Genomic DNA, 25718 nt, shown 5'->3' with positions numbered 1-25718 from the left:
AGCTACACGATCCAGATAAGCTTTAGTGGCTTTTATAGTCAAGGTCAGCTATATTTAATTAGTATGTTGTTTTTATTCAAACCCTGCATGTACACCTTTGATGGAAAAGGAGTCCGCTTCCCGTTTTTTCTCTCCGGTATACATCCATTCGATAGTGTCTTCGTATGTCTTGCCGTCTTTGCTTGCAACGGTCTTCACAATGTTCTTTCCGTCTGCCAAGGTGACATTGTCTATAATATAATGTACGTCTGTATAACCTTTATGGATACCGGACAACTCTTGGCCGTTCAAGAAAACTTTAGGTTCTCCGATATTAGAATAAACGGTGATAGAAGTAACTTTCTTTTCGCGATCCACATTCCGGCGCTGTGTCAAGTACAAGACAGGATCTTCACTCCAGTTCGCCTTGTACCAGAAATAAGAGTCTTTCTTCGTCTTGCGGTCAAAAGTGACCATACCCTTCATGTTACGGGCGGGAAGATCGCCGCGATTAGCCAGCGGAGTAGCAAAATCGAAAGTGTTCCACAAATAAGAAGCAACAATATACGGATGCTTGGCGATCACGCTCCACTGGTATTCATGTGTCTTCGTCTGAAAAGTTTCCGGATAGAAAGGTTTCGTCCAATTCAGTGAATTGTCCAGATATTCGGTCTGATGGACAATGTTGGCGTCGGCTCCATACTCCGTCAGCATCAATTTCTGATCCGGATAGTTCTTTTCCAAGCCTTCTACCCACGGTTCGATATCCTGCAATTTCTTTTCGTACCAGCCAAAATAACGATTCATTCCCTGTATGTCAGCATTCAAGTTGACCGGATGCTCCATGTGTCCGTAGCCATTTACCGAAACAGTGTAACGGTCGGGGTCTTCCGTCTTCGCAAGATCATGTAAGGATCGGGTCAATTCTTTTGTATATTCGTGCGGATGATAGACTTCGTTATGTAGCCCCCAAACATAGATGGACGGATGGTTGAAGCTCTGGCGGATCAGTTCGCGGAGTTGGTTACGGGCGTTCTCGGCTTCCTGTCCGGAGACACGGTTCACGAAAGGAATCTCCGCCCAAATGATCAATCCTAAGCTGTCACAACGCGAATAGAGGTAATCTGATTGCTGATAATGAGCAAAACGGACGGTTGTCGCACCGATATCCATAATAGTAGCCAGGTCGAAGTCATGATTTTCATTCTTCAACGCACTACCCAGCCCCCACCAGTCCTGATGGCGGGTAACACCGTACATCGGATACTTCTCGCCATTCAGATAGAACCCTTCGCCTGCAACAATCTCGTATTTGCGCAAGCCTAAGGGCTGTACCACTTCATCTATCACTTTCCCATTCCGGATCAGGCGACTCACGATCTTATATAAATAAGGATTCTTCCGCCCTTGCCACAATGTAGGATTCTTGATCTTGAAATCGGCTTCGAACGACTGTACGCCCTGCGGTGTCAGGTCAAACGAGCGGCTCTGGGTTGCTACCAGTTTCCCTTCTTGATCATAAATCGTATTCTGTAAGGTGAGCGGAGCCGGTTGCAACGTTCCATTATCCAACTTCACTTTCACTTTTACATCCGCTTGCTTTTTGGAGACATTCTTCTGGGTGATGTAGACACCGGAAGAAGCACAATCGGTCACGCAGATATTATAAGGCTCTGTCACGATCAACCAAACCGGACGGTACATCCCGCCATAAACGCCGAAAAGCACATGATTGATAGGAATCACGTCCGGACGTGACGCATTGTCGGCTTTCACTATGATCTCGTTATCCGCCCCCGGTTTCAGCGCCGTACCGATCTCGCATGAAAAAGCAGAGTAGGCTCCTTTATGAGTTGTCACAAGAGAACCGTTCACATACACCTCCGCAACAGCTCCCACACCTTCGAAACGCAGGAAGACGCGTTTGTCCTTCAGTTCAGCAGGAAAGAAATAGTGCTTTTTGTAGTAGGCAGGTCCTTCGTAGAATTGGTCATACTGCGTCTGCATATCTTTTGCATTCCACGTGTGAGGAATCTCGACCTCGGTCCATCCACTCTCCCATTTCGGCGCATTAACGGCCAGTTCCTTACCTGCCGGCGCTTTCTTAAATACCCAACCGGAATTAAACGGCTCGACAATCCGGCCTTCGGCCTGCATCACCAAACTGAAACAGACCAGCAACAAGGTTAAACTCAATACTCGTTTATTCATGATGTTTTAATTGATTGAGTTACAAAAATAGGTTTATCAACTTGTTTAACCGTGTAAAATCATCTCAATCCTGTTCAAGATCGTCTCCAAATCACTATCTTTGCGGTATAAAAGATATACAGCCATGCGTCTTTACTCATAAACCATGAAACTACGGATGATAAAAAGATTCTATACCGCATTCACTATATATATTATGGTTATGCTATATACACCTCCTGTATATAGCATAAATTTCTTCTTCTCCCACCTGGGAGTAGAAGATGGCCTGTCGCAAGTTTCCGTTCTTGATATTTTCCAGGATTCGGACGGTTACATCTGGTTCGGGACGCGCAACGGCGCGAACCGCTACGATGGCTACGAATTCGTTGTCTATCAAAACGAAGTCAACAATAATGCAACATTAACAGACAACTACATTCGGGGATTTGCCGAGGACAACCGGAAGAATATTTGGATCGCAACTTCGAACGGGATCAACTGTATCGATTATAAAACCAAAAAGATAACCCGTTTTTACCCCAAAAGCATCAACAAGGAATGCACCACCAATATCATCAACCGCCTATTAAAACATTCGGACGGGAATGTCTATGCTTTCTGCAACCGATCCGTATTCAAATGCAGTATGAACCAGACGGTCGAAACGGTCTTCCCCGACATAGCAATCCCTTCACCGACCTATTCCGTAGCACAGGCTCCGGACAAGGACATTTATATCGGAACGGAGAGCAACGGCTTGTACATTTATTCCGAAAACTGGAAACTAAAAAAACACGTACCCATCGACGGTATCATTGCAACCATATTACCAGACAACAACGGGGATATATGGCTGGGACTAGACGAAACCGGAATTTGCCTCTTCAACAAAAACAAACAGACCTTTACATGGTTGCACAAGGATAACACCAACCTCAATAACAACTCGATACGCACATTCGTTTCCTACGGCGACAGTTCCATTCTGGTCGGAACATTCCGGGGATTAAACATACTGAATAAAAAAGAACTCACCATCACTCCTGCCAATATCAATATCGCCGGGAAAGGAGGCCTGAGCCACTACTCCATCCACAGCATGCTGATCGACAAAGATCAGACACTCTGGATCGGGACCTATTCAGCAGGAGTCAATTATCATAGTCCCTTTTACAGGCCGGTTTCCTATATCACGCCAAACGAATATGCCGGCATCATCGGCAAAGGTCAACAAGACAAAGACGGGAACATGTGGTTTGCAACAGAAGGTGCAGGATTGTTTTACTATAACCCGGAAAACGGGCGACAACAGCTTTATCCCATCAAACCTCTTCACGAAGGGAATTATGAGATTAATATCATCAAATCGATCCTGATACAAGGAGACTCGATCTTGTGCTCTACCCATTTCGGGTCAGTCTATTTGTTTTCCATTCGGGATAAACAGTATAAAAAGCTATACGACTTCCAGCACAACGACATTTTCTCCCTATACATCGATAAAAGCAAACGGCTCTGGATACCGACAAACAGCAGCCAGAACTTAGTGATGGTCGACAAAGGAAAGCAAACCAACCGGTTCATGGCCAACGGCATTTCCCGCTCTTTCAAATGGGTTACTGTTATCCATGAACTTGAACCAAATCTGTTTTTGTTCGGTACATTGTCTGACAGCCTTTACCTGTACGACATGAAGAAAGAAACCGTCCGCAACCTTTCCACCGAACTGCAACCGGATCCCAAATTCGAAAAGTTGGGAAATATCACGGCCATTACGCAGGACAACGAAGGCTACGTCTGGATTGCGACCAATAAAAACGGCTTATACCGCCTGAACCGGAACCTAAAATTGGCCAAACACTATCAGAAAAAGGACGGGCTGTCCGACAGCTATATTAACTCACTTACAATCGACCAACACCAAAATATCTGGGTAACGACAGGAAAATCCATATATAAACTGAATCGCACAACCGATACTTTCAGTGAAATGAGAATAGCCGATACTCCGGCAATGGAGTTTACACGATTTTCAGGCAACAGCATTTCTGCCGACGGCAGCATCTATTTCCCCGGAGACAAAGGGGTCCTTTTCTTCAATCCGGACAAGATCATGGTGAATCCCAACATTCCGCCAGTAGATATCACTTCCCTGATTGTAAATAATAAAGACGACGTGACTGGAAACATTGAGGACGGGGAGATTACGCTCACTTCCGATCAGAATAACATCACGTTCAGATACACGGCGTTAAACTTTATCCATTCCGAACGGAACCAGTATGCCTACAAGCTGGAAGGAGCCGATCCGGCATGGCACATGGTCGGAAACCGACGGGAGGCTTATTACAGCAACTTGGCTCCCGGCACCTATACATTCCGGATCAAAGCCTCAAACAACGACAACATATGGAATCCCGAAGAAGCAACACTACGCATCACAATCGATCCGCCTTTCTACAAGACTTGGTGGGCTTACCTCTTATACTTTTGTATAATCACATTCATCATCGTGAGAATCATTCGTCATCAGCACGATAAACACGAACGGGAACGGGAACTTCGCTACAAACAGATGGAGCAGGATAAGGTCAACGAATTGCATGAGGAACGGATGCGCATGTTCACCAATTTCTCACATGAACTGCGTACTCCCCTGACGCTCATCATTAACCCGCTAAACGACCTGATGCAGTACGTATCTTTCTCGCCTGAAATAAAGGAGACACTTCAGTTGATCAAAAAGAATACCGGACGGATGTTGCTCTTAGTCAATAATCTGATGGATATACAAAAATACGAAGCGGGCAAAACAGTCCTACAAAAGACCAGTTTTAATTTTTCCTCCTTTATCCGCGAGATGTATCACTCTTTCGAGAGCGTGGCTGACAACCGGGAGATCCGTTTCGTGTTGGACAACGAGCTACCGGAAACATATAAGGTTTGTTTTGACGAAGCGGAGATCGAAAAGGTATTCTTCAACCTGCTCTCCAATGCCTTCAAATTTACACCTTCGGAAGGACAGGTGACCATCCGTGTCAACACGGTCACACAGGCGGAATGTGAACTGCTCCCCCATTTCCCGGCTCAATACAGCTCCATCCTGATAGAAGCTGGATACCTGTTTATCGAGGTGATAGACACCGGAAAAGGTTTCAGCGAACAGGAAGCAGAAAAGATTTTCGAACCTTTCTATCGTTCACAAGAAGATATACACCGGCAGATTTCCGGTACAGGTATCGGGCTCAGCTTGACACGCTCCATCATTTTGCAGCATAACGGTTGCATCTGGACCGAAAGTTCGGAAACGGAAGGCACCCGCTTTATGTTCCTTCTTCCCGACACCGAAAAACAGGAAGAAGGGGAGAACGAATCTCCCGTCCTATCCAAGTCCGCCGAAATCAGTAAAAAGTTCGATTTGCTGGTCGAAGAGACCCAGAACAAAAATAAGCAGACGGTTTTGCTGGCCGATGACAATCAGGAAGTGCTTCAATATCTGGAACAACAGCTCAGCCTTGATTATATCGTGGTTAAGGCTTTCAATGGCAAAGAGGCATTGGCGATGATTGAGGAGTCATATCCCCATATTGTCATCAGCGACATCATGATGCCAGAAATGAACGGGCTCGAACTTTGTAAACGTATCAAGGAAAACCAGAACTACTGCCATATACCGGTTATCTTGCTTACCGCCAAGTCAATGATATCACAGATCGAGGAAGGCCTAGATGCCGGCGCAGACGACTATATCGTCAAGCCTTTCCAGATATCTTTACTCAAAGCCCGTATCCGGAACCTCCTTTCCCTACGCGAGAAAATGAAGACGATGTATGGGGAAACATTTTCCCTCAAACAGTTTGGAGTGGAAGAGCCAAAAGAGCACGATGATTTCCTCACTCGGTATATTGAGATTGTAAAAGCCAATATATCGAATCCCGAACTTGATGTATCAGTCATTTATGAGGCATTGGGAATGAGCCGGACTAACTTTTACAGGAAAGTAAAGACCGTAACCGGACTTTCTCCCATCGAGTTGATTAAAAATATCCGTCTGGAGGCAGGTGCAAAACTTTTAAAGGAATCGGACATGAATATTTCCGAAATAGCCCAGCACATCGGTTTTAGTAGCCGTTCGTATTTCGCCCGCAGCTTCAAGGCTGTCTATGGAATGTCACCGACAGAATATCAGGAAACAAAATCTCAAGACTAAGAATGCATCTATCAAAATTCATCAAAATAAATGTTTTTTAGCACGTTGGTATATTTTTATCCCCTTTTGGAATAAAAATACACGTGCTTGGCTTGCATCTTTCATTCTTTTGACATAAAAAACAAATAGAATCGACAAGTTAATTATTAATTGTTTAATGTGCTAATAAATTATGAAAGGCATGAACAGACAACTACGAGGGAATTTGCCTCCCAACGAAAAGGCAAACGGGAAGAACCGGTTTCTTTCCTTATTATTACTCTTTATGGCGTTTATATCCGTACAGGTATATGCGCAGGACGTCAAAGTTTCCGGTACGGTTATCGCGGAAGCTGACAAATTTCCGATTATCGGGGCTAACATTGTTGTAAAGGGTACGACGATCGGTACTGTTACCGATATAGATGGTAATTTCTCCCTTGACGTTCCCCAGAACTCGACAATCGCTATCTCTTACATCGGTTGTGAAACGCAAGAAATCAAGATTACAGGAGCAAAAACATTGAACATTGTTCTAAAAGACAATGCGATCGGTTTGGACGACGTTGTCGTTATCGGTTACGGTTCGCAACGCAAATCAGACTTGACGGGCGGTATCGTGGCTGTTGGCGAAGAAAAACTCCAGATGGTTACGACAAACAATTTGATGGATAAATTGGCCGGACAAATCCCTGGTATGAACGTGACAACCAGCAACGCCAAACCTGGTGAAGACCAGTCTTTGCGTGTCCGCGGTGAAAATTCGTTGAGTGCGGACAATTCTCCGCTGATCGTCATGGACGGTATCCCTTACAGCGGATCTTTAGGTGACATTGATCCGGATATCATCGAGAATATGTCTGTATTGAAAGATGCATCTTCAGCTGCCATTTACGGTTCACGCGGTGCAAACGGCGTAATCCTGATTCAGACCAAAAAAGGTAAAAAAGGAGCACCAACAGTCTCATATAAAGGACAAGTCGGCATGCAACAAGCACAACATCGTATCGATATGATGAAAGGAGCCGAATATGTAAAATACACACAAGACTACAACCGCATGAAATACGGTTATTCTGGAGATCAACTCGATCCGCTTGTACTTTTGAATCCGAGTGAACGTGCGAACTATCAGAACGGTTCTGAGTTGGACTGGCAAGACATCATGTTCCGTAATGCTTTAACCACCAGTCATCAGATCAGCATTTCCGGAGGGACGGAAGCTACAACCTATATGGCATCAATCTCTCACTTAAGAGAAGATGGCGTTATGGAAAACACAGGTTTAAAACGTACTAACATCGCATTGAACATTACACAGGTTTTAAATAAATGGTTAACTGTCGGAATGGGAACGCAAGCGATCCAAAAAGAATTCGGCGGAGAGCAACCTTATTTGGAGGCTGGGTTGAAAATGAGTCCTTATGGCATTTATAAAGATGAAAATGATCGTTACGTCGACTATCCAATGGACCAAACTTTGTTCTACAATCCAATGGCCAATATTGATGCGACGAACGACAAAACAAATCGTAATGTATTCATTTCAACTTTTGCAGAAATTCAATTCCCGATTGACGGTCTGTCATTCCGTACAAACTTCGGTTACAACTACCGCAATAATTTTGTAGGATCTTATTACGGAAGAAATACTCTTTCGGGTAAAAAGGTGAATGGTTCCGCTTCTATAGAGAATATCCACTATTATGATTACACATGGGAAAATCTCTTGAAATATAATAAGACATTCGGTTTGCATAAAATTGATGCCACCGCCTTGTTCAGTATGCAGGAAACAACCAAAAAGGAAGCAAAAGAATCAGGCGAAAGTTTTGTAAACGACGATTCCGAATACCACAATATGGCTGGTGCCGAGAAAAATAAAGAAATCACATCCAAACTGACAGAAACGGCAATGCTGTCTTATATGTTACGTTTGAACTATTCATACGCCAACAAGTATTTGTTGACACTGACAGGACGTTCCGATGGTTACTCCGCATTTGGAAAGAACAACAAATATGCATTCTTCCCTTCCGTTGCCGCAGCATGGAATATCTCTTCCGAAGAGTTTATGGAAAGCCAGACAAATTATTTGGACATGCTGAAAATCCGTCTTTCATGGGGTTCAAACGGTAACCAGGCCATCAATCCTTATCAGACGCTTGACCGTTTGACACTGACCAACTACATTTGGGGCGACAACGGAACGGTTGTAAACGGAGCTTACCTGCCTACAAACGGTGTTGGGAACCCAAACCTGAGATGGGAAACCTCACGCACGATCAATGCAGGTATCGACTTCAGTTTCTTCAACGGACGTCTTTCCGGTAACATTGACATGTATGTGGTCAACACAAGCGACTTGTTGATGAGCCGTACAGTTCCTTACATGAACGGTTACAAATCCATTATGGACAACGTAGGTAAAACCCGTAACAAGGGTGTTGAAATCGCATTGAACTCCGTCAACTTCCAAAACAATGATTTCCGTTGGACCACAAACGTCAATTTCTCGCTGAACCGCGACAAAATTATTGAACTGCGCGGTGATGGCAAAGACGATATCACAAACAAATGGTTCATCGGAGAACCGCTGCGTGTATTCTACGATTACAATGTCGTTGGGACATGGCAGGAAAACGAAACATATGTTGAAAACGGACATACGATCAGCTGGGATGCCGAAAGCGGCAAGTTCCTGAATGAAGAAGGAAAAGAATACCAAAAAGGCGCTGTCCCCGGTTCTGCTAAACTGGAAGACAAAGACGGAAACGGCTCTATCACAGCCGATGACAAGAAAATCATCGGTTCCAAACTGCCCAGCTTCCTGCTGTCAATGGGTAACCGCTTCGATTACAAAAACATCTACTTCTCTTTCTTGCTGAACGGAGTGTTCGGACAGACAAAAGAATTACATGACTACAACTTCGACCGCTGGATGCCGACATACAACTACATAAGCGGTATGGACTACTGGACACCGGAAAATCCGACAAACGAAATGACATCTCCTGCTTATGTTCCTTACGATAAACATTCATTCTACAAAAAAATGAATTACGTCAATATCAAGAACATCACGATCGGATACACGTTCCCGAAGACAACATTAAGTGCAATTGGAATCAGCTCGCTGAGTATCAATGCAAGTGTCAACAACCTCTATACTTTCAGTAACATCGACAACTGGCTGAACTTAGAAGATAGCGATGCTAACAGAAATGTTCTCGTTACCTACCCGACAGCCCGTTCTTACATGTTTGGATTAAATCTTACTTTCTAACATTATAATATAATTGAATTTGGATATGAAAAATATATTAGCAACTGCCGCTGCTGCATTTTTATTGGTGACATCAACCGGTTGTTCAGGTTTTCTGGATGAAGAGCTAAAAAGCTCGCTATCTCCAGACAATACATACACAAGCAGCTATGGTTTTGAAGTCGGAGTAAACGGGTTGTACGGTTGGGCCCGTTCCGAATTTAACACATGGGGAGGAGCAACAACAAGCCAGGGACAAGCTTGTCCGTACGAATCATTTCAGGTAGCAACAGACATTGTCTACACAGGGCATGGAGACGGTTCATTGGTTCCTTTCGAAAACTTGTCTTATACACCATCCACAACATTTGTCACTTCCTATTGGAACTGGGGATACGGTTTGATCGCCTCTGCCAATGAAATCCTCGAATATTCGGAAGGTAATGTAAATTGGGACAAACCGACCGATAAAGCCTACTATCAGGCTATCGCTCGCTTCTTCCGCGCTTATGCTTATCGGTATCTGGTATATTTGTACGGAGATGTTCCATATGTTGATAAAATTGAAAAAGACTTCCGGATAGACTTTACCCGCACACCGAAAGCGGAAGTTTTAGGCAAGATGATCGAAGACTTGCAGTTTGCAATCGCAAATCTTCCGGAAGATCCCGATAAGGTCGAAGTTGGACAGTTAACAAAATGGGCTGCCCAGCATATGCTTTCGGAAGTATACCTCATGGCAGGCAAGTATGCAGAAGCGGAAGCAGCAGCAAAAGCTGTAATCGATTGCGGTTACTTCCATCTGATGACTTCACGCTTCGGTGCGGAGAAAGACAAAGCCGGAGATCCGTTCTCCGATATGTTCAAAGAATATAACCAGAACCGTACTTCCGGTAATATGGAAAGCATCTGGGTTATGCAACTCGAATACAACACGACCGGAGGCGGCGGAGCAAACGAAGACTGGACAAAACGTGCTTGGGTTCCCAAATACTACAACGAAGACGGCTTTGTGTTGGCAGACTCTTTAGGCGGACGTGGTTTGGCACAGATCGTCCCATTCAAATGGTGGATCGACAGCAACGACTTCTTCGCTTCAAGCGATATTCGTAACTCGGAATATAACATCAAGAGAAACTGGTATTACAACGATGCTTCTTCTGATAAATATGGAAAGAAAGCCGAAATCACAGAAGAGACATGGACAAAATTCACCATATACCCGGCTGTCACGAAATTCTTCTACGGAAAAGCAGAGGATTTGAGCTATGGCGGTAACAATAAAGACCGTATGAAGTTCCGTCTTGCCGAAACATATCTGCTATTGGCTGAAGCACGCTTGATGCAAAACAATGCACAAGGAGCCGCAGACGCGATCAATGTAATACGCAAACGAGCCAATGCACCGGAAATTACAGCTAAAGATGCCACAATTGACTTCCTACTGGACGAACGTATCCGTGAATTGGTTGGTGAAGAGTTACGCCGATTTACGTTGGTTCGTACAGGCAAGCTGGTTGAACGCGTAAAGAAATACAACCCGCACAGCAACACTATGGATGAACATCACACCTTGTGGCCGATCCCGCAGACCATCATCGACTCTAACACAGGAGCCGAATTTCCACAGAATCCGGGATACTAAGCATTGAATAGCTATAAAGTAAAAACACACTTATAGGATGAAAGGGGAAGTTCCAGCCAAAGGGACATCCCCTTTCTTTTTAATAATCATAAAATTTGGTACATTTTTTACTCATTTTGAGATGATATTATTATAGCCTGAGCCTTATCTTTCCTATTTTTGATGCAGAATTAAAAGAAACAGAACGAATATCATGAAAACTACAATCAAGTACATCTGTACAGGCCTCTCACTTTGCGCTTGTACCTGTTTAGTGAACAATCTGCCGGCACAGGCCGAAACGACAAATACAGCCGCTGTCAGTGCGACGGAAACGGACTGGGACCGGCAAAGCATCATGGAAGTTGCCCGGCGGGTGGCGGACTGGCAGATCAAAGATTATCCCGAAAACAAATATGCCAAGAGCGAACCGCGCGGATGGATCGCCGGAGCACTTTATATGGGGATGTTCGACTGGGCGGAACTAAGTGGAGACAATACATATTATGACTGGCTCCGGAAAATCTTCAACCGACAGAGCTGGCAGGTTGCCAACCGGATGTATCATGCCGATGACGTTTGCATCGCACAAACCTACATCGATTTCTATAATAAGGAAAAGAACGAGAATATGCTGAAACCGACCATCGCCCGCGCCGACTGGGTGTTGAACAATCCTTCCAACGGAAGCATGGATCTCGATTACAGCAAAGGCAGCACGATCGAACGCTGGACGTGGTGCGACGCCCTTTTCATGGCGCCCGGAGTCTACACGCGGCTCTACACGCTGACCGGCAACCGTAAATACATGCACTTCGCCGACAGTGAATTCCGTGCTACCTACAATCACCTGTATGATAAAGACGAAGACCTTTTCTATCGCGACAGCCGATACATCGGACAGAAAGAAGCCAACGGCAAGAAGATTTTCTGGGGACGTGGCAACGGTTGGGTAATCGGTGGGCTGGCGGAAATCCTGAAGACGCTGCCGGCGGAAGATACCGAATTCCGTCCTTTCTATCTCGAACTTTATAAAGAGATGTCCGAGCGCCTCGCCGGGTTGCAAGGGAAAGACGGTTATTGGCATGCCAGCCTGCTGGACCCGGACAGCTATCCTTCACCCGAAACAAGCGCGACCGGATTTATCGTTTACGGCTTGGCATACGGAATCAACCAGGGGTATCTGCCGGCAGACAAATACCTACCAGTCGTAAAAAAAGGATGGGAAGCACTGACCCGTGCAGTTGAAACGAACGGGAAATTAGGGTGGGTTCAGCCGGTAGGTGCCGATCCGAAAAAGGTGACACGCGACATGACCGAGCTCTATGGTACAGGTGCATTCCTGATGGCTGCATCGGAAATTTACAAATTAGCAGACAAATAAGTCACAACAAGGCTCTTTTTTTCATAAAAGTACCTGCAAAAGCTCTTGAACACCCGGGTAAACCCGCCTTTAACATCCGGATGTCGGGAGGGCAAACACCCGGATGTACAGAGAACAAACATCCGGGTGTTCAGCATCAAATCTCACTATCTTGTTGAAAACAAGCGATATGCTTTGTATCTTTTTCTGCCGTATTGGAAAAAGATGGAGTGATAGTAGAGTGATAGATAAAAGTGACATATATCACACAACAAACAGTTGTATATGAATAGTTTATATACGAAGTGTGATAGAGTGATAGAGATTTTGAAAAAATAATAATGATATGAAGCATAAAGTTTGTTTACTCTTCACGTTCCTCTCTCTTTCCGTATCCGGTATTTCCGCAACGAACGGACAAGATTCAATACGCCAAATTCAGCTAAGCGATCTGGAAGTGCAAATCCGATGGGTAAATCCTACTGCCATACGTGCCTATCTGGACGACACAAAAACAGCATTGGGAGGAAAAGCTCCCGCGCTTTACGAAAAACTATCCCGTCTGGAAACACTTCTGCCCGGCGTGCGGCAGGCCTTCTCCGATAAGGTTTCCAGCAACGCGACCGACGAAGTAATTGGCCAAGCTCAAGAAATACTTGCCTTGAAGCGTGAGATCATCCTGGCCAACCCGCTGCTGGACATGGACAAGATCATAGTGGCCCGTTACCGTTTGGGAAACAAGGCCCGTAAGGCGATGGGCCCGTCGATGGGAACTTCGACAGCCAACTACAACTCGCTATTTTCCAACTCGCGTAAAGGCTACGATGCCGAGATCGACTTGCTCACGGGCTTGCGCGGACAAATCGAAAGCAGCCGGATATACAAACCCGAAGCCGATGTTCCCATTTCGGACATACAGCTCCACTGGGATGCCGACCGCCTCCTCTTCTCCTCGCTCGACAAGAACCGGAAGTGGCAGATATACGAAATGAACATCGACGGAAGCAACCTTCACCAAAAGATCACCGTTGATGAGCCGGATCTGGAATTCTGCGACGCCAATTACCTGCCGGACGGGAAAGTGGTGGCGACGACCAACATCGGTTACAACGGCGTTCCTTGTGTGCATGGCGACGATGTGGTAGCCAACCTTGTCTCCTTTGACCCCGAGACGCGTGCCTTGCGCCGCCTCACCTTCGACCAGGACGGGAACTGGTCGCCTATCGTGATCCCGAACGGACGCATCATGTACACCCGTTGGGAATATACGGACCTGACACACTATTTCTCCCGTATCGTGATGCACATGAACCCCGACGGGACGGAAAACAAAGCGCTCTACGGCAGCGGCTCCTATTTCCCGAACAGTACGTTCGACATGAAACCGCTCTCCAAGCACAGCAGCCGCTTCATCGGCATCATCTCCGGCCATCACGGGACGGCACGTTCAGGGCGGCTCGTCATCTTCGATCCTGCCAAAAGCCGGAAAGAGGAAAAGGGGATGATACAGGAACTGCCGTTCAAAGACCGCCCGATCGTCCCGATCATCAAGGACGAATTGGTCGAAGGCGTCTGGCCTCAGTTCATGAAGCCGTACCCGCTCAGCGAAAAATATTTTTTAGTTGCCTGCAAACCGGCCAAGGATGCACTTTGGGGAATTTACCTGGTCGACGTTTTCGATAACCTGACACTCATTGCCGAGCAGGAAGGGGAAGGTCTGACCGCTCCCATCCCGCTGGTAAAACGCGAAACGCCTCCTGTCATTCCTTCGAAGATCAAGCCGGACAGCAAAGAGGCTACGGTCTTTATCCAGGATATCTACGAAGGAGAAGGTACGCAGGGCGTTCCCCGGGGCACGATCAAGGCTCTCCGTATCTTTGCTTATGAGTATGCCTATATCTTAGCTCCTTCCGATCACGATGCACAGGGAATACAGAGTGGATGGGATATCAAACGTATACTCGGAACAGTCCCGGTCGAGGAAGACGGTTCCGCGCTATTCACCATTCCCGCCAACACGCCGATTTCCATCCAGCCGTTGGATAAAGACGGGGCAGCCATCCAATGGATGCGCAGCTGGCTGACAGGGATGCCGGGCGAGATCGTCTCCTGCGTCGGTTGCCATGAAGATCAGAACAGCATACCCATTCCCAAACGCACGATTGCTTCGGCCAAGCAGGCACGCCGGCTGGAAACACCGGAAGGAGGTGTCCGCCCATTCACGTTCCGCCTGGAAGTGCAACCGGTACTGGATCGTAACTGCGTCTCTTGCCACAACGGGAAAAATGCCGAACCGGACTTCCGCAAGGATCAGATGGTCACATATAAGAGAGGTATCTTGACGAAAATCAACAAGCAGTACGACCAGAGCTATCTGAACCTGCACCCATACGTGTACCGCCAGGGACCGGAATCAGACATCTATGTCCTCAAGCCGGCCGAGTTTCACGCGAGCAACAGCGAACTGATCCGCATCCTGCAAGCCGGACACCACGGCGTAGAGGTTCCGGAAGAGGACATGCGGACGCTCTATGCCTGGATCGATCTCAACGCGCCTTATTATGGGGCTTTCACCCAAATAGACCTGAAGCCTCAATCTCCCAAAGGTCAGGTGGAACGCCGTATGGAGCTGGCCGAGAAATACAGCGGTGTACAGGTTGACTGGCAAAAAGAGATTGCCGACTACGCCGACTGGCTGAAAGAAAACAAAAAGGCAGACGGCATTACCGGAGCAACGACCGGCGAAACAGTCGAAATAAAGAAGCCGACCAAACCGGTCCGCCCGGTCAAGGTAAAGGGATTCCCGTTCGACACGCAGACAGCGACTGCCCGGCAAGCCGCCCAAGGCGAAACGACCCGCCGCATCTCCATCACTCCGGATGTGCATATCGACCTGGTATGGATTCCCGCCGGCAGCTTTGTGATGGGTAACAACCGGACTCCCTCCGCTTCGCCAGCATTCAAGGCAAACGTGAAGGAAGGCTTCTGGATGAGCACGACCGAAATCACGAACGAGCAGTTCCGCGCACTTTTCCCGGAACACGACAGCCGGTACATCGGACAGACTTGGAAAGATCATACTACCCCCGGCTATGCAGCCAACCGGCCAAAACAGCCTGTCGTGCGCGTCAGTTGGGACGAAGCGAATGCTTTCTGCCAAAAGATCAGCGAAATATCAGGCAATACAGTTTCTCTGCCTACCGAAACACAATGGGAATGGGCAGCACGCTCGGGAAGCGCAGATGATTTCTGGTTCGGATCGACGGAGAGCGACTTCGGTGCTTTCGAAAACTTGGCAGACAGTACGACTGTCGATCTGGCGGTAACAGGCGTAGATCCGAAACCGATGCGGGCAAACGATCCCATGCGCAAGTTCTGGGATTTCCTACCGAAAATCCTGAACGTAAACGACCACCAACTGATCAGTTGCCCTGTTGCCTCTTACCAGCCCAATCCCTGGGGATTGTACGACATGAACGGGAATGTGGCGGAATGGACAGCCTCCGATTACATTCCTTATCCTTTAAAAGAAAAGGCAAACAAAAAGACTGCCGAGAAGAAAGTTGTACGAGGCGGCTCCTGGCGTGAACGTCCTAAATACTCCACATCGGCCGTCCGCAAAGCCTACCTGCCTTGGCAGCGGCCGATGAACGTCGGCTTTAGGATTATTGTCGAAGATATGTAAAGGCGAAAGCCCTATTCTCGCGCTTGACGCGGGGACAAGGGATTTTGGAACTTTACAAAACTTCAAGAAAGCTGCGTCCATTGCCGGCGCGATTCACACAGATGCGGACAGGGATGCGCTCAGTCATTTCCTGCACATGCGAGATGACTCCGATCTTGCGTCCCTGTGTCCGCAAACTTTCCAAAGCATCCATCGCCACACGAAGCGTCTCGGCATCCAAAGAACCAAAACCTTCGTCAATGAAAAGGCTTTCAACCCGCATCCGGTTGGATGAGAGGGAAGACAGGCCAAGCGCCAGTGCCAACGAAACAAGGAACGATTCGCCCCCTGAAAGGCTATGGACGGTACGCACCTCATCGCACATATCCCGGTCGATCACCTGCAAGGCTAGTGTTTCGGGAACCCGTTCCAGCCGATAGCGCCTTGTCAATTCACGCAGTTGCACATTGGCATAGTTCAACAGTATATCGAGCGTATATCCTTGCGCTATACGACGGAACTTGGCGCCGTCGGCAGAACCGGCCAGTTCGTTCAGCTTCGCCCAACGTTCGCTTTCCGTACGCCGGACATTCAATTCTTCCTGCAGACCGGAAACTTTCGCCTTGTTCTCCGTCTGAGTACGAAGCCGGAAAGCAAGTTCCGTCTTTTCCTGTGTGTACCGGGACAAGATAACTTCGAGTGGCTCTCCACCCGAAGAATCCAAATAATCAGCTGTCCATTTGTCTAAAGCCGCCTTTCTCCGGAGTAGGTCGGCAGAGGCCTCGGTCAGGTCTTTTGCAATCTGGTCGGCAATGCCGCGTGTCTGGTCGGCGATGCCGGATTGCTCAGTCTGGGTGGCCGACAGTTTTTTCAAACGCTCTTTCAGTTCTTCCATTCGTCGGATGTACTCCTGTTCTACGCTATCTGCAGATCGGCCATTCAAAAGTTTCTTTCGTTCTGCCTGCAAAGAGGAAAAAGCGGCACGGTTCTTTTCGTGGAGCTGTCCGGATTCTTCGGCTTGCTTTTCGAGAGAAGGAAGGAAGGAGGCGAGAGATTCGCATTCGGCTTTTTGGGCGCTTTCCTGCCGTTCCAGTTGATGGAGTTTCTCGGTATTCTCATGCCACTGACGGGCGAAGTCTGTCAATGTTTTACGGAAAGTTTCCGGATTCTGCAACCAGGCTTTCTGCCACTCACTATTGCCGAACAGCAGGTCGGCAGCCGAAAGGGACTGGGTCAACAGGGTGGATTGCTCTTTTACAATAGCTTCTTCCCTCTCTTGCCGACTGGCAGCGAGTTGTTGCTTACCAGCCATTTCCTTACAGGCGGCCTCGCTATCTGCAAGTTCTTTATGGAGTTGGAGCAACTGCTGTTGCAAACGGGTAAGATGGCGGGTATGAGCGACATAGGTTTCTTTTTTATTCGATAAATCCTGCAATTGAAGGGTTAGAGCAGAAACAGGAGCGACAGGAACCTGATTTGCAAAAGGATGATGTGTGCTCCCGCAAACCGGACAAGGTTGTCCATCCTGCAACCTGCCACGTAAATCCTTTATGTTACCGGAAGCCTCCAAGCGTGCCTGTTCGATAAGCAATTGTTCCCGTTCCTGGCGAAGTTTCTCGATCTGTTTGTCCAAAGCCGGTGCATCGACAGCTTTCAGTTCCTCTTCCAGATTCCGGTAATCCGCTTCAGCCCGCTTCAACGCCTGCTGTTTGTTTGCACTGGTCTGTTGCAGGTCGGAAAGTTGTTTATTCAACGCCGCCATCTCCTGCCGGAGCGTTTCGATCGAACGGACAGCCGCCTCCATCCCTGAACGGGTGGCCGATGCTGCATCCAAGTGCAACAACAAAGCTGAAAGTTGCTCCGCAATACGTTCCTTCTTTTTATAACGCTCGCGCCAAGCGGTCAGACGGGCAATCTCCTCCGCTCCCTGTCTCCGGCGGAGGACGGCAGCTTGATATTTCTTTTCGGCCTCTTCTTTCCGAAGCATTACATTTTTCAACTGCTGCTCCGAATGTGACAGGTCACGGATGGCTGTATCCAACTGGATATCCAGTTTACGCGCCTGCAAGATCTCCTGTTGAAGGGATTTGAAACGAGCCTCAGACTGTTGCTGTTCCTCCACTCCCTTTTCGTATTCATGGCGAGCGACCGTCAACAATTCCGTTGCGTGCACCAACTTATCGGCCGCCTCTTTTTGTTGTCTTTGGCGGATGGTTATCTGCTGTTCGATAGAACGGACGGCCTCTTGAAGGGCCTGTTGCTCCGCTTTCGCTTTCTCGACTCGCTGCAGCTCCTTTTCCGTTCCGGCAAGGCGAGTGCGCAAGTCGTTTTCTTCCTCATCCGTCAATAGCTCGATACCCTGTATTCGCGTTTGGATCAAGTCGAAGGCTTCTTTCGCCCGCGCATTCCTTTCAAATATCTGGCGAGAAATGGCGGAATAGAGTTCGGTTCCGGTCAACTTCTCCAACAAGGAAGCTTTTTCTCCCTGCTCGGCTTTCAGGAAAGTGGAAAAATCGTTCTGCGCCAGCAATACGGAACGCGTAAACTGTTCGAAAGTCAAGCCAATCAAATCGATAATACGGGCTTGCAAATCGGAACGCGTCCCTTGCTCTTCCTCCTCCTTGTCGAGGTTATACAGAGCCAAACGCGGATTCTGCAACCGTCCGTTTTCCTTGTCGCGTGCCCGCGCCACCGACCAGCGTGTCCGGTAGCGGTGTCCGTTCAAGGCCATGAAATCCACTTCTGCAAAACCGGAGGATGTTCCCCGCCGCAGCAAGAAACGAGGATCGCTCTGCGACAATTGTTCATTACTGACATCCTGAAGCTTGACATTATTTTCTTTCGCCTGGTCGGTACGAGGCGTACGGGCGAACAGAGCTAAGCACATCGTATCCAAAAGGGTAGACTTACCTGCTCCCGTAGGCCCGGAAATAGCAAAGATCCCGGCTGAAAGTAACGGCTCCACCGTAAAATCTATTTCAAAATCACCTTCCAACGAGGCCAGGTTACGACCTCGTATCGCTAATATCTTCATAGGGAAACCTCCCGCATTACATCGTTAAACATCTTTTCCAACTCTTCCGGCAAATCTCCCCCGAAACGGTTCGTAAAGGTATGGCGAAGCATATCCAGCGGAGCGATCTTTTGTAAATCCGTATAAGAGAAAGGACGAGAATCTTCCTCTCCCTCCTTTTTCGGATAAGAAGGGATGATGGAAGTCAGGCGTACAGCCTTATCCGCCAGCGCCTCCTCCACCCGATGCCGAAATCCCGGATCTGGCTCCGTCAGCAGTACCTGCACCTCCAGATAAGGCCATAGGCTGCGATCGGCTCCCTCTTCCGCCAACGGTAGGTTGGAAAGCGACAAAAGGACTTCGGCAGGCGACGCCGGTTCCGCCGGAATCCGATGCAGGGCGGTTCGGAGTGGGATGGGCACTGCTTCGAGATCCGACAGGCATCCGTTTTCGAGGGTAAAGGCAACAACCTGATGGTGATAATGCTGTTCGGAGAAAGACATCGGAAGCGGGCTGCCGGCATAGCGTACAGACTCGCGTCCCCCTACCCGTTGCGCCTTGTGGATGTGACCGAGGGCCGTATAGGCCAAGTCCTCGTTAAAGGCTTCTACCGATATAGATTCAAGTCCTCCCATGATAGTCCGTTCGCTCCGATCGTCTTCCGACAGTTCAGCACCAGTCGCATGCAAGTGTCCCATCGCAAGCAGGGCCTCGCCCGGTTGCCTTTGGCTGTCGGCATAGTCATAGAGCTGGCGATACATTCGGGTAACGCCCTCCACATAGGTATCTTTCCCTTCTTTCGAAGCGGGATAATCTCCCTGACGAAGATAGGGAACAGCCAGACAGATCGCTTCCCGTTTTCCTTCCTTATTATATAAAGGAATCAGAAGCGAATCGAAATCGATCTTGCACAGGTCGGTTCGCGGGACAGCCCCTACAATTGACGTATTCAGTTCTTCCAACAGGGGTATCGGCGCCTCCAGACGGGCTGCCGAATCATGATTACCTGCGATAATCACGATCTGCAATTGTGGGTTACGCCGGTTCGCTTCCCGCAAAAAACGGAAAAAACGGCGTTGGGCGGCTGCCGACGGATTGGCAACATCGAAAACATCGCCTGCTATCAGCAAGACATCAGTCTGCCGTAGCGTCAATATATCGATCAACCACGAAAGAAATGCCTCATGTTCCTCATCACGGTCATACCCGAAAAAGGTTTGCCCAAGATGCCAGTCGGCAGTATGGATTATTTTCAATGACATGTTTTTCCAGATTTAACAAATATGAATCTGATCTTATTTTGGGGATAAAGGTAATGAAACAAACGAACAAAGACAATAAGGGGAGCCTGTGTCAAGCGCGGGAACGAGAGAAATAGATGACGAATCAAATTATTGTCCTATCTTTGTGCCGTCAATAAACAGGGGAACTTTATGAATTGGTTACAAGAGGCCTTTTTAGAGCCTACGATGGTGCAGGCAGTCATCATTATTTCACTGGTCTCTGCACTTGGATTGTATTTAGGACGGATCAAGATATTCGGGATCTCACTGGGTATCACATTTGTATTCTTTGCCGGTATCTTGGCCGGGCATTTAGGGATCGTCGTGAATAAGGATATGCTGTATTTTGCTCAAAGTTTCGGCTTGATCCTTTTCGTCTATGCATTAGGGTTACAGGTTGGTCCCGGTTTCTTCTCTTCGCTGAAGAAGGGAGGGGTAGCTATGAACATGATGGGGTTAGGCGTTATCCTGCTCGGACTCATTATGACAGTCGGTCTGCACTGGGTAACAGGAGTTTCCCTTTCCAATATGGTCGGTTTGCTTTGTGGGGCCGTTACCAACACGCCTGCTTTGGGAGCCGCCCAACAGGCTTTGTTGCAGATAGATCCGACCAATACCAAAGGGGTGACGGACATGGCTTTGGCGTGTGCCGTTGCTTATCCGCTCGGCGTAGTGGGCGTGATCTTGGCGATTATTATCCTGAGAGCCTTGTTTGCCGACAAGAAACAGAAAGACTTAAAGGAACAACGCGACACGACTACCTATGTCGCCGAGTTTCATGTAAGCAATCCGGCTATCTACGAAAAGAGCATCAAGGACGTAATGAAGCTGACGGACAAGCATTTCGTTATTTCACGTGTATGGAGAAACGGTAAAGTAAGCATTCCGACTTCGGACACCTTACTTCACGAGCATGACCACCTTTTGATCATCTCCGTTAAATCGGATGTCGAAAATATTAAAGTCCTTTTCGGCGAGCAGGAGAATGTAGATTGGAACAAGGCGGATATCGACTGGAATGCCATTGACAGCCAACTGATCTCGCGCCGCATCGCGGTGACACGCAACCGGGTGAACGGTGTGAAATTAGGCTCTCTCCGCCTTCGTAACCTCTACGGTATCAATATTACGCGTGTGAACCGTGCCGGTATAGACCTGCTGGCCTCTCCCGACCTGCGCCTGCAAATCGGTGACCGGTTGACTATCGTGGGAGAAGCGAATTCGGTAAACACAGTCGGAAAGATTTTAGGGGATGAGATCAAGCGGTTAAACAATCCGAACCTCTTGGCTGTCTTCATTGGTATATCGCTGGGGATGCTGTTAGGAGCATTGCCGATCACGTTACCAGGGATGAGTACGCCAGTCAAATTAGGGATCGCCGGAGGCCCGATCATCGTCGGAATCCTGATGGGCGCATTCGGCCCTCGTTTCCACCTGACAACCTACACGACAATGAGTGCCAACCTGATGCTTCGTCAACTGGGGATCATTATTTATTTAGCGGGATTGGGGATCGATTCGGGTGTACATTTCTTCGAAACGGTTTTTCGGGCAGAAGGATTGCTTTGGATCGGGCTTGGATTTCTGCTGACGATCGTGCCGGTGCTGATCGTCGGTTTCATAGCTTCGCAATTTTTCAAACTCGATTATGCGCACAACGTGGGTATGCTCTGCGGGAGCATGGCAAACCCGATGGCACTGAGCTATGCCAACACGACTGTCGATGGCGACGAACCCTCCGTTTCTTATGCCACCGTCTATCCGCTTTCAATGTTTATCCGCGTGATTTCAGCACAATTGGTGCTGATGTTATTCACCTGATCGATCAGGCTTTGGAACACTTGACCAGCACCTTTTCTCCATCCACCAAGGTAGTTGCAAAGAGATAGACATGGCCTCCGTCGGTGATCTTCGTCCGCTTACGCAGTTCTTCTACGGAGAGAGGAAAATTACGCACGGTTATATTTGCTTGGGGGATTGTCTTTGATAGTCCTTTACAGAGTTTTCCGGTAAAAGACAGCACTTCATCCACTCGGAATCTGCGACCGGGAAAGTCGGAAACTAAATGGTCCGATGTATATAGATGGCTGTTCACCTGCAACTTCTTCACTCCCGTCCGGACGGCAATCTGCTTAAATGCGCCGGCTTTTAAAACCGAGGCATTCGGTTCATACAAATATGTACCTACCTGACCGGCAGGAACCAATACGGCGCTACGTTCCTCTTCTAATGTAAAAGAGAAAGATTGCATTCCATCCAGTCCGAAATTGATGCACCGGACTAACGGTTCTCTGCCATCCGCCTCTCGTTCCACCACAAAAAGCAGTTCCTTGCATTCGTTCCTAACCGAAAGGACATGCACGGATGTCGTCCCCGGCAACAACTCCAAAGTCATTTGTATATCTGCCATCGGCGAAAGCTTTGCAATGACATGCGGGGAACGTTTCAGAAGCGCCGGCAACAGTCCGGGCAGGTTAGGTTCACAATCCTGCAAAGCAAAAACCCGCTTGTTGGATTCTCCTCGGCGTGCAGGATCGATATAGAAAGCATCGACCTCCGGAAGGGTATCAACAACTTGGGCGGCATCAGCATTTATGATCGTTATATTGTTGGCCTCCAAGACAGAAAAATTATGTTTCGCGGCTTCACAATAAACAGGAAAACGTTCTATATAAGTCAATTGTTTCGCCTTTCGGGAAAGAAAATAGCTATCGATTCCCAGTCCTCCCGTCAGGTCGCAAATGGTCCAACTTTCACCAATCAGTTCCTGTTTATAAGCTGCTGTCTGTTCAGATGAACACTGTTCCGCCGCAATCTTAGCTGGAAAAACCAATTGTCCGTTCTCAAACCACGACGGCAACTTCTCCCGGATCTGCCTTCGGACAGCAATCTGATCGACTAAAAAGGGAATATCCATTCCGGGATACTTGGCAGCGGAAAGCAACAGGCGGGTTAAATCGTCTGTTGCATGTTCTTTGATAAACTGTATGTGTGAAGTTGTCAGTTCCATATCGGCACTAAATCAGTGACGACATAGAAAAAGAGGGTGTGTCATGATATTTGGTGGACACATCCTCTTTTCTGCGGAAAGCGAGGGATTCGAACCCCCGGTACAGTTACCCGTACACCGCATTTCGAGTGCGGCCCATTCGACCACTCTGGCAGCTTTCCTTAGGTCGTCGTTTGCGAGTACAAATGTAGGGAAAATTTAAATTCGTTGTCCCCTCAAAAGCATTTTTTTCCAATAAAAAGGGCACTCTCCTAAAAGAATGCCCTTCCTTTGTTAACGAATTTGCGAATTATTTGAAATAACGGTTGTATAAACCTTCAAATCCTTTACCGTGGCGAGCTTCGTCCTTACACATTTCGTGAACTGTGTCGTGGATAGCATCCAAGTTTAATTGTTTTGCACGAGTGGCAATACGTTTCTTATCTTCGCAAGCACCGCATTCAGCGTCTTTACGTTTCTCCAAGTTTGTTTTTGTGTCCCAAACAACATCACCCAGCAGTTCGGCAAACTTAGCAGCGTGTTCAGCTTCTTCCCAAGCATAGCGTTTGAATGCTTCTGCTACTTCAGGATAACCTTCACGGTCAGCTTGGCGACTCATAGCCAGATACATACCGACTTCAGTACATTCACCCATGAAATGCGCGTTCAAATCTTTAATCATTTCTTCATCACAACCTTTAGCAACACCGATCACATGTTCATCGGCAAAAGTCAATGCACCGGTAGTTTCTACCATTTCTTTAAATTTACTCTTCGGCTGCTTGCATTGAGGACAGAATTCAGGAGCTTCATCACCTTCGTGTACATAACCGCATACTGTGCAAATCCATTTCTTTTTCATCTTTGTAAATTTTTATTGGTTGTATAATCTAAAATAGTTGTAACACTCGTTATTTGTTCTTTGCAAATGTAGGGAAACATTCTAAAACAAGCCCTACAAAAACTCATAAATTTATTCTATCTGTTAATTGATAAAAACTATGAAACCTATCCTTTACGGCCCATGTTATATTAAAAAACTTTCATAAATATGGACACTTCAAAGATTATCAGCCTACTGGGCGAACAAAGCGAATTCCTGTTGGGACACACTTGTAAAACGATCGATAAATCACTTATACACATTCCTTCACCGTCTGTCATCGACAGTATATGGATCGGCTCGGATAGAAATATCCAAACATTAAACAACCTGCAACGCCTGTTAGGAAGCGGACGGTTGGCAAATACGGGATACGTCTCAATACTGCCTGTGGACCAAGATATCGAACATACGGCGGGAGCTTCCTTCGCTCCGAACCCGATCTATTTCGATCCGGAAAACATCGTCAGGTTGGCTATTGAAGGAGGATGTAACGGAGTAGCCTCTACGTTCGGAATCTTAGGTTCCATAGCACGTAAATATGCGCATAAGATACCGTTTGTGGTCAAACTGAATCATAACGAATTACTGACTTATCCCAATTCATACAACCAGATCATGTTCGGCTCCGTAAAAGAAGCCTGGGACATGGGAGCTGCAGCCGTAGGCGCTACCATCTACTTCGGTTCGGAAGAAAGTAGAAGACAGTTGGTCGAAGTGTCAGAGGCTTTTGAATATGCGCACGAGCTAGGAATGGCCACCATCTTATGGTGTTACTTGCGCAACAGTGAATTCAAAAAAGACGGTGTTGACTATCATGCCGCAGCCGACCTGACAGGCCAAGCCAACCATTTGGGTGTTACGATCAAAGCAGATATCATAAAGCAGAAGCTACCGGAAAACAACGGAGGATTCACAGCTGTCAAATTTGGCAAAATCGACCAAAAGATGTACACCGAACTAGCTACAGAACACCCGATTGACCTCTGTCGCTACCAGGTTGCCAACAACTACATGGGACGTGTCGGCCTCATCAACTCTGGTGGTGAATCTCACGGAGCTTCCGACTTGAAAGATGCGGTCTACACGGCTGTCGTCAATAAGCGGGCAGGCGGTATGGGACTGATCAGCGGGCGAAAAGCGTTCCAACGTCCGATGAAAGACGGTGTAGAGCTGCTGCACACCATACAGGATGTATATCTGGACCCGGGAATCACAATTGCTTAGTATAAATAAAGAAACGCCGTCCCAGACTATTCGGAACGGCGTTTTC

Annotated in this window: 12 protein-coding genes and 1 tRNA gene; 7 read left to right on the top strand and 6 right to left on the bottom strand. The window is 47.5% G+C overall.

Annotation, left to right across the window (positions count from 1 at the left end):
• Positions 1-72: 72 nt before the first annotated feature.
• Positions 73-2190, bottom strand: a complete 2118-nt coding sequence (locus NQ542_RS02540) for a glycoside hydrolase family 2 protein (RefSeq protein ID WP_005650315.1) — start codon at positions 2188-2190, stop codon at positions 73-75.
• Positions 2191-2392: 202 nt separating this feature from the next.
• On the opposite strand from NQ542_RS02540, the gene NQ542_RS02535 reads away from it, so the two are divergent.
• The 5 genes from NQ542_RS02535 to NQ542_RS02515 all read left to right on the top strand — a co-directional run bounded on the left by NQ542_RS02535 (position 2393) and on the right by NQ542_RS02515 (position 16298).
• Positions 2393-6382, top strand: coding sequence for a hybrid sensor histidine kinase/response regulator transcription factor (locus NQ542_RS02535; protein ID WP_227945660.1), 3990 nt, complete (start codon positions 2393-2395; stop codon positions 6380-6382).
• Positions 6383-6563: 181 nt separating this feature from the next.
• Positions 6564-9647 carry a SusC/RagA family TonB-linked outer membrane protein gene (locus NQ542_RS02530; protein ID WP_005642256.1) on the top strand — a complete coding sequence of 1028 codons (3084 nt, stop codon included), beginning with the start codon at positions 6564-6566 and terminating at the stop codon, positions 9645-9647.
• A 25-nt stretch (positions 9648-9672) separates the two neighbouring features.
• Positions 9673-11271: a RagB/SusD family nutrient uptake outer membrane protein gene (locus tag NQ542_RS02525; protein WP_005640251.1), complete on the top strand. Its 1599-nt coding sequence runs from the start codon at positions 9673-9675 to the stop codon at positions 11269-11271.
• Positions 11272-11464: 193 nt separating this feature from the next.
• On the top strand, positions 11465-12634 hold the full coding sequence (locus NQ542_RS02520) for a glycoside hydrolase family 88/105 protein (RefSeq protein WP_039850130.1): 1170 nt from the start codon (positions 11465-11467) through the stop codon (positions 12632-12634).
• Between the two features lie 325 nt (positions 12635-12959).
• Complete coding sequence (locus NQ542_RS02515) at positions 12960-16298, top strand: SUMF1/EgtB/PvdO family nonheme iron enzyme (RefSeq protein WP_005640242.1); 3339 nt, start codon at positions 12960-12962, stop codon at positions 16296-16298.
• Positions 16299-16350: 52 nt separating this feature from the next.
• Here the strand turns inward: NQ542_RS02515 and NQ542_RS02510 are convergent, their stop codons facing one another.
• Positions 16351-19311 carry an AAA family ATPase gene (locus NQ542_RS02510; RefSeq protein WP_005640240.1) on the bottom strand — a complete coding sequence of 987 codons (2961 nt, stop codon included), beginning with the start codon at positions 19309-19311 and terminating at the stop codon, positions 16351-16353.
• Entirely contained in the window at positions 19308-20552 is a 1245-nt protein-coding gene (locus NQ542_RS02505; protein WP_005640239.1) for an exonuclease SbcCD subunit D, read from the bottom strand. Before NQ542_RS02505 ends, NQ542_RS02510 begins: the two co-directional genes overlap by 4 nt.
• Positions 20553-20723: 171 nt before the next feature.
• Here NQ542_RS02505 and NQ542_RS02500 point away from each other — a divergent pair, with 171 nt between their 5' ends.
• The gene (locus NQ542_RS02500) at positions 20724-22394 is read left to right on the top strand and encodes a putative transporter (RefSeq protein ID WP_005640238.1); all 1671 of its coding nucleotides are present in this window, start codon (positions 20724-20726) and stop codon (positions 22392-22394) included.
• A 4-nt stretch (positions 22395-22398) separates the two neighbouring features.
• Here NQ542_RS02500 and NQ542_RS02495 read toward each other — a convergent pair whose 3' ends face one another.
• From NQ542_RS02495 to NQ542_RS02485, 3 genes are all read right to left on the bottom strand, one after another.
• The gene (locus NQ542_RS02495; protein WP_005640237.1) at positions 22399-23583 is read right to left on the bottom strand and encodes a class I SAM-dependent methyltransferase; all 1185 of its coding nucleotides are present in this window, start codon (positions 23581-23583) and stop codon (positions 22399-22401) included.
• 74 nt (positions 23584-23657) lie between these two features.
• Positions 23658-23744: transfer RNA gene (locus NQ542_RS02490), tRNA-Ser, on the bottom strand.
• A gap of 128 nt (positions 23745-23872) precedes the next feature.
• Positions 23873-24424: an NADH peroxidase gene (locus NQ542_RS02485; RefSeq protein ID WP_005640236.1), complete on the bottom strand. Its 552-nt coding sequence runs from the start codon at positions 24422-24424 to the stop codon at positions 23873-23875.
• Between the two features lie 189 nt (positions 24425-24613).
• Between NQ542_RS02485 and NQ542_RS02480 the strand changes: the two genes are divergently transcribed.
• Entirely contained in the window at positions 24614-25672 is a 1059-nt protein-coding gene (locus NQ542_RS02480; protein ID WP_005640235.1) for a class I fructose-bisphosphate aldolase, read from the top strand.
• Positions 25673-25718: the final 46 nt, after the last annotated feature.

Source organism: Parabacteroides merdae ATCC 43184 (genome assembly GCF_025151215.1).
GTDB lineage: Bacteria > Bacteroidota > Bacteroidia > Bacteroidales > Tannerellaceae > Parabacteroides > Parabacteroides merdae.
This window is presented reverse-complemented; position numbering and strand designations above follow the sequence as displayed.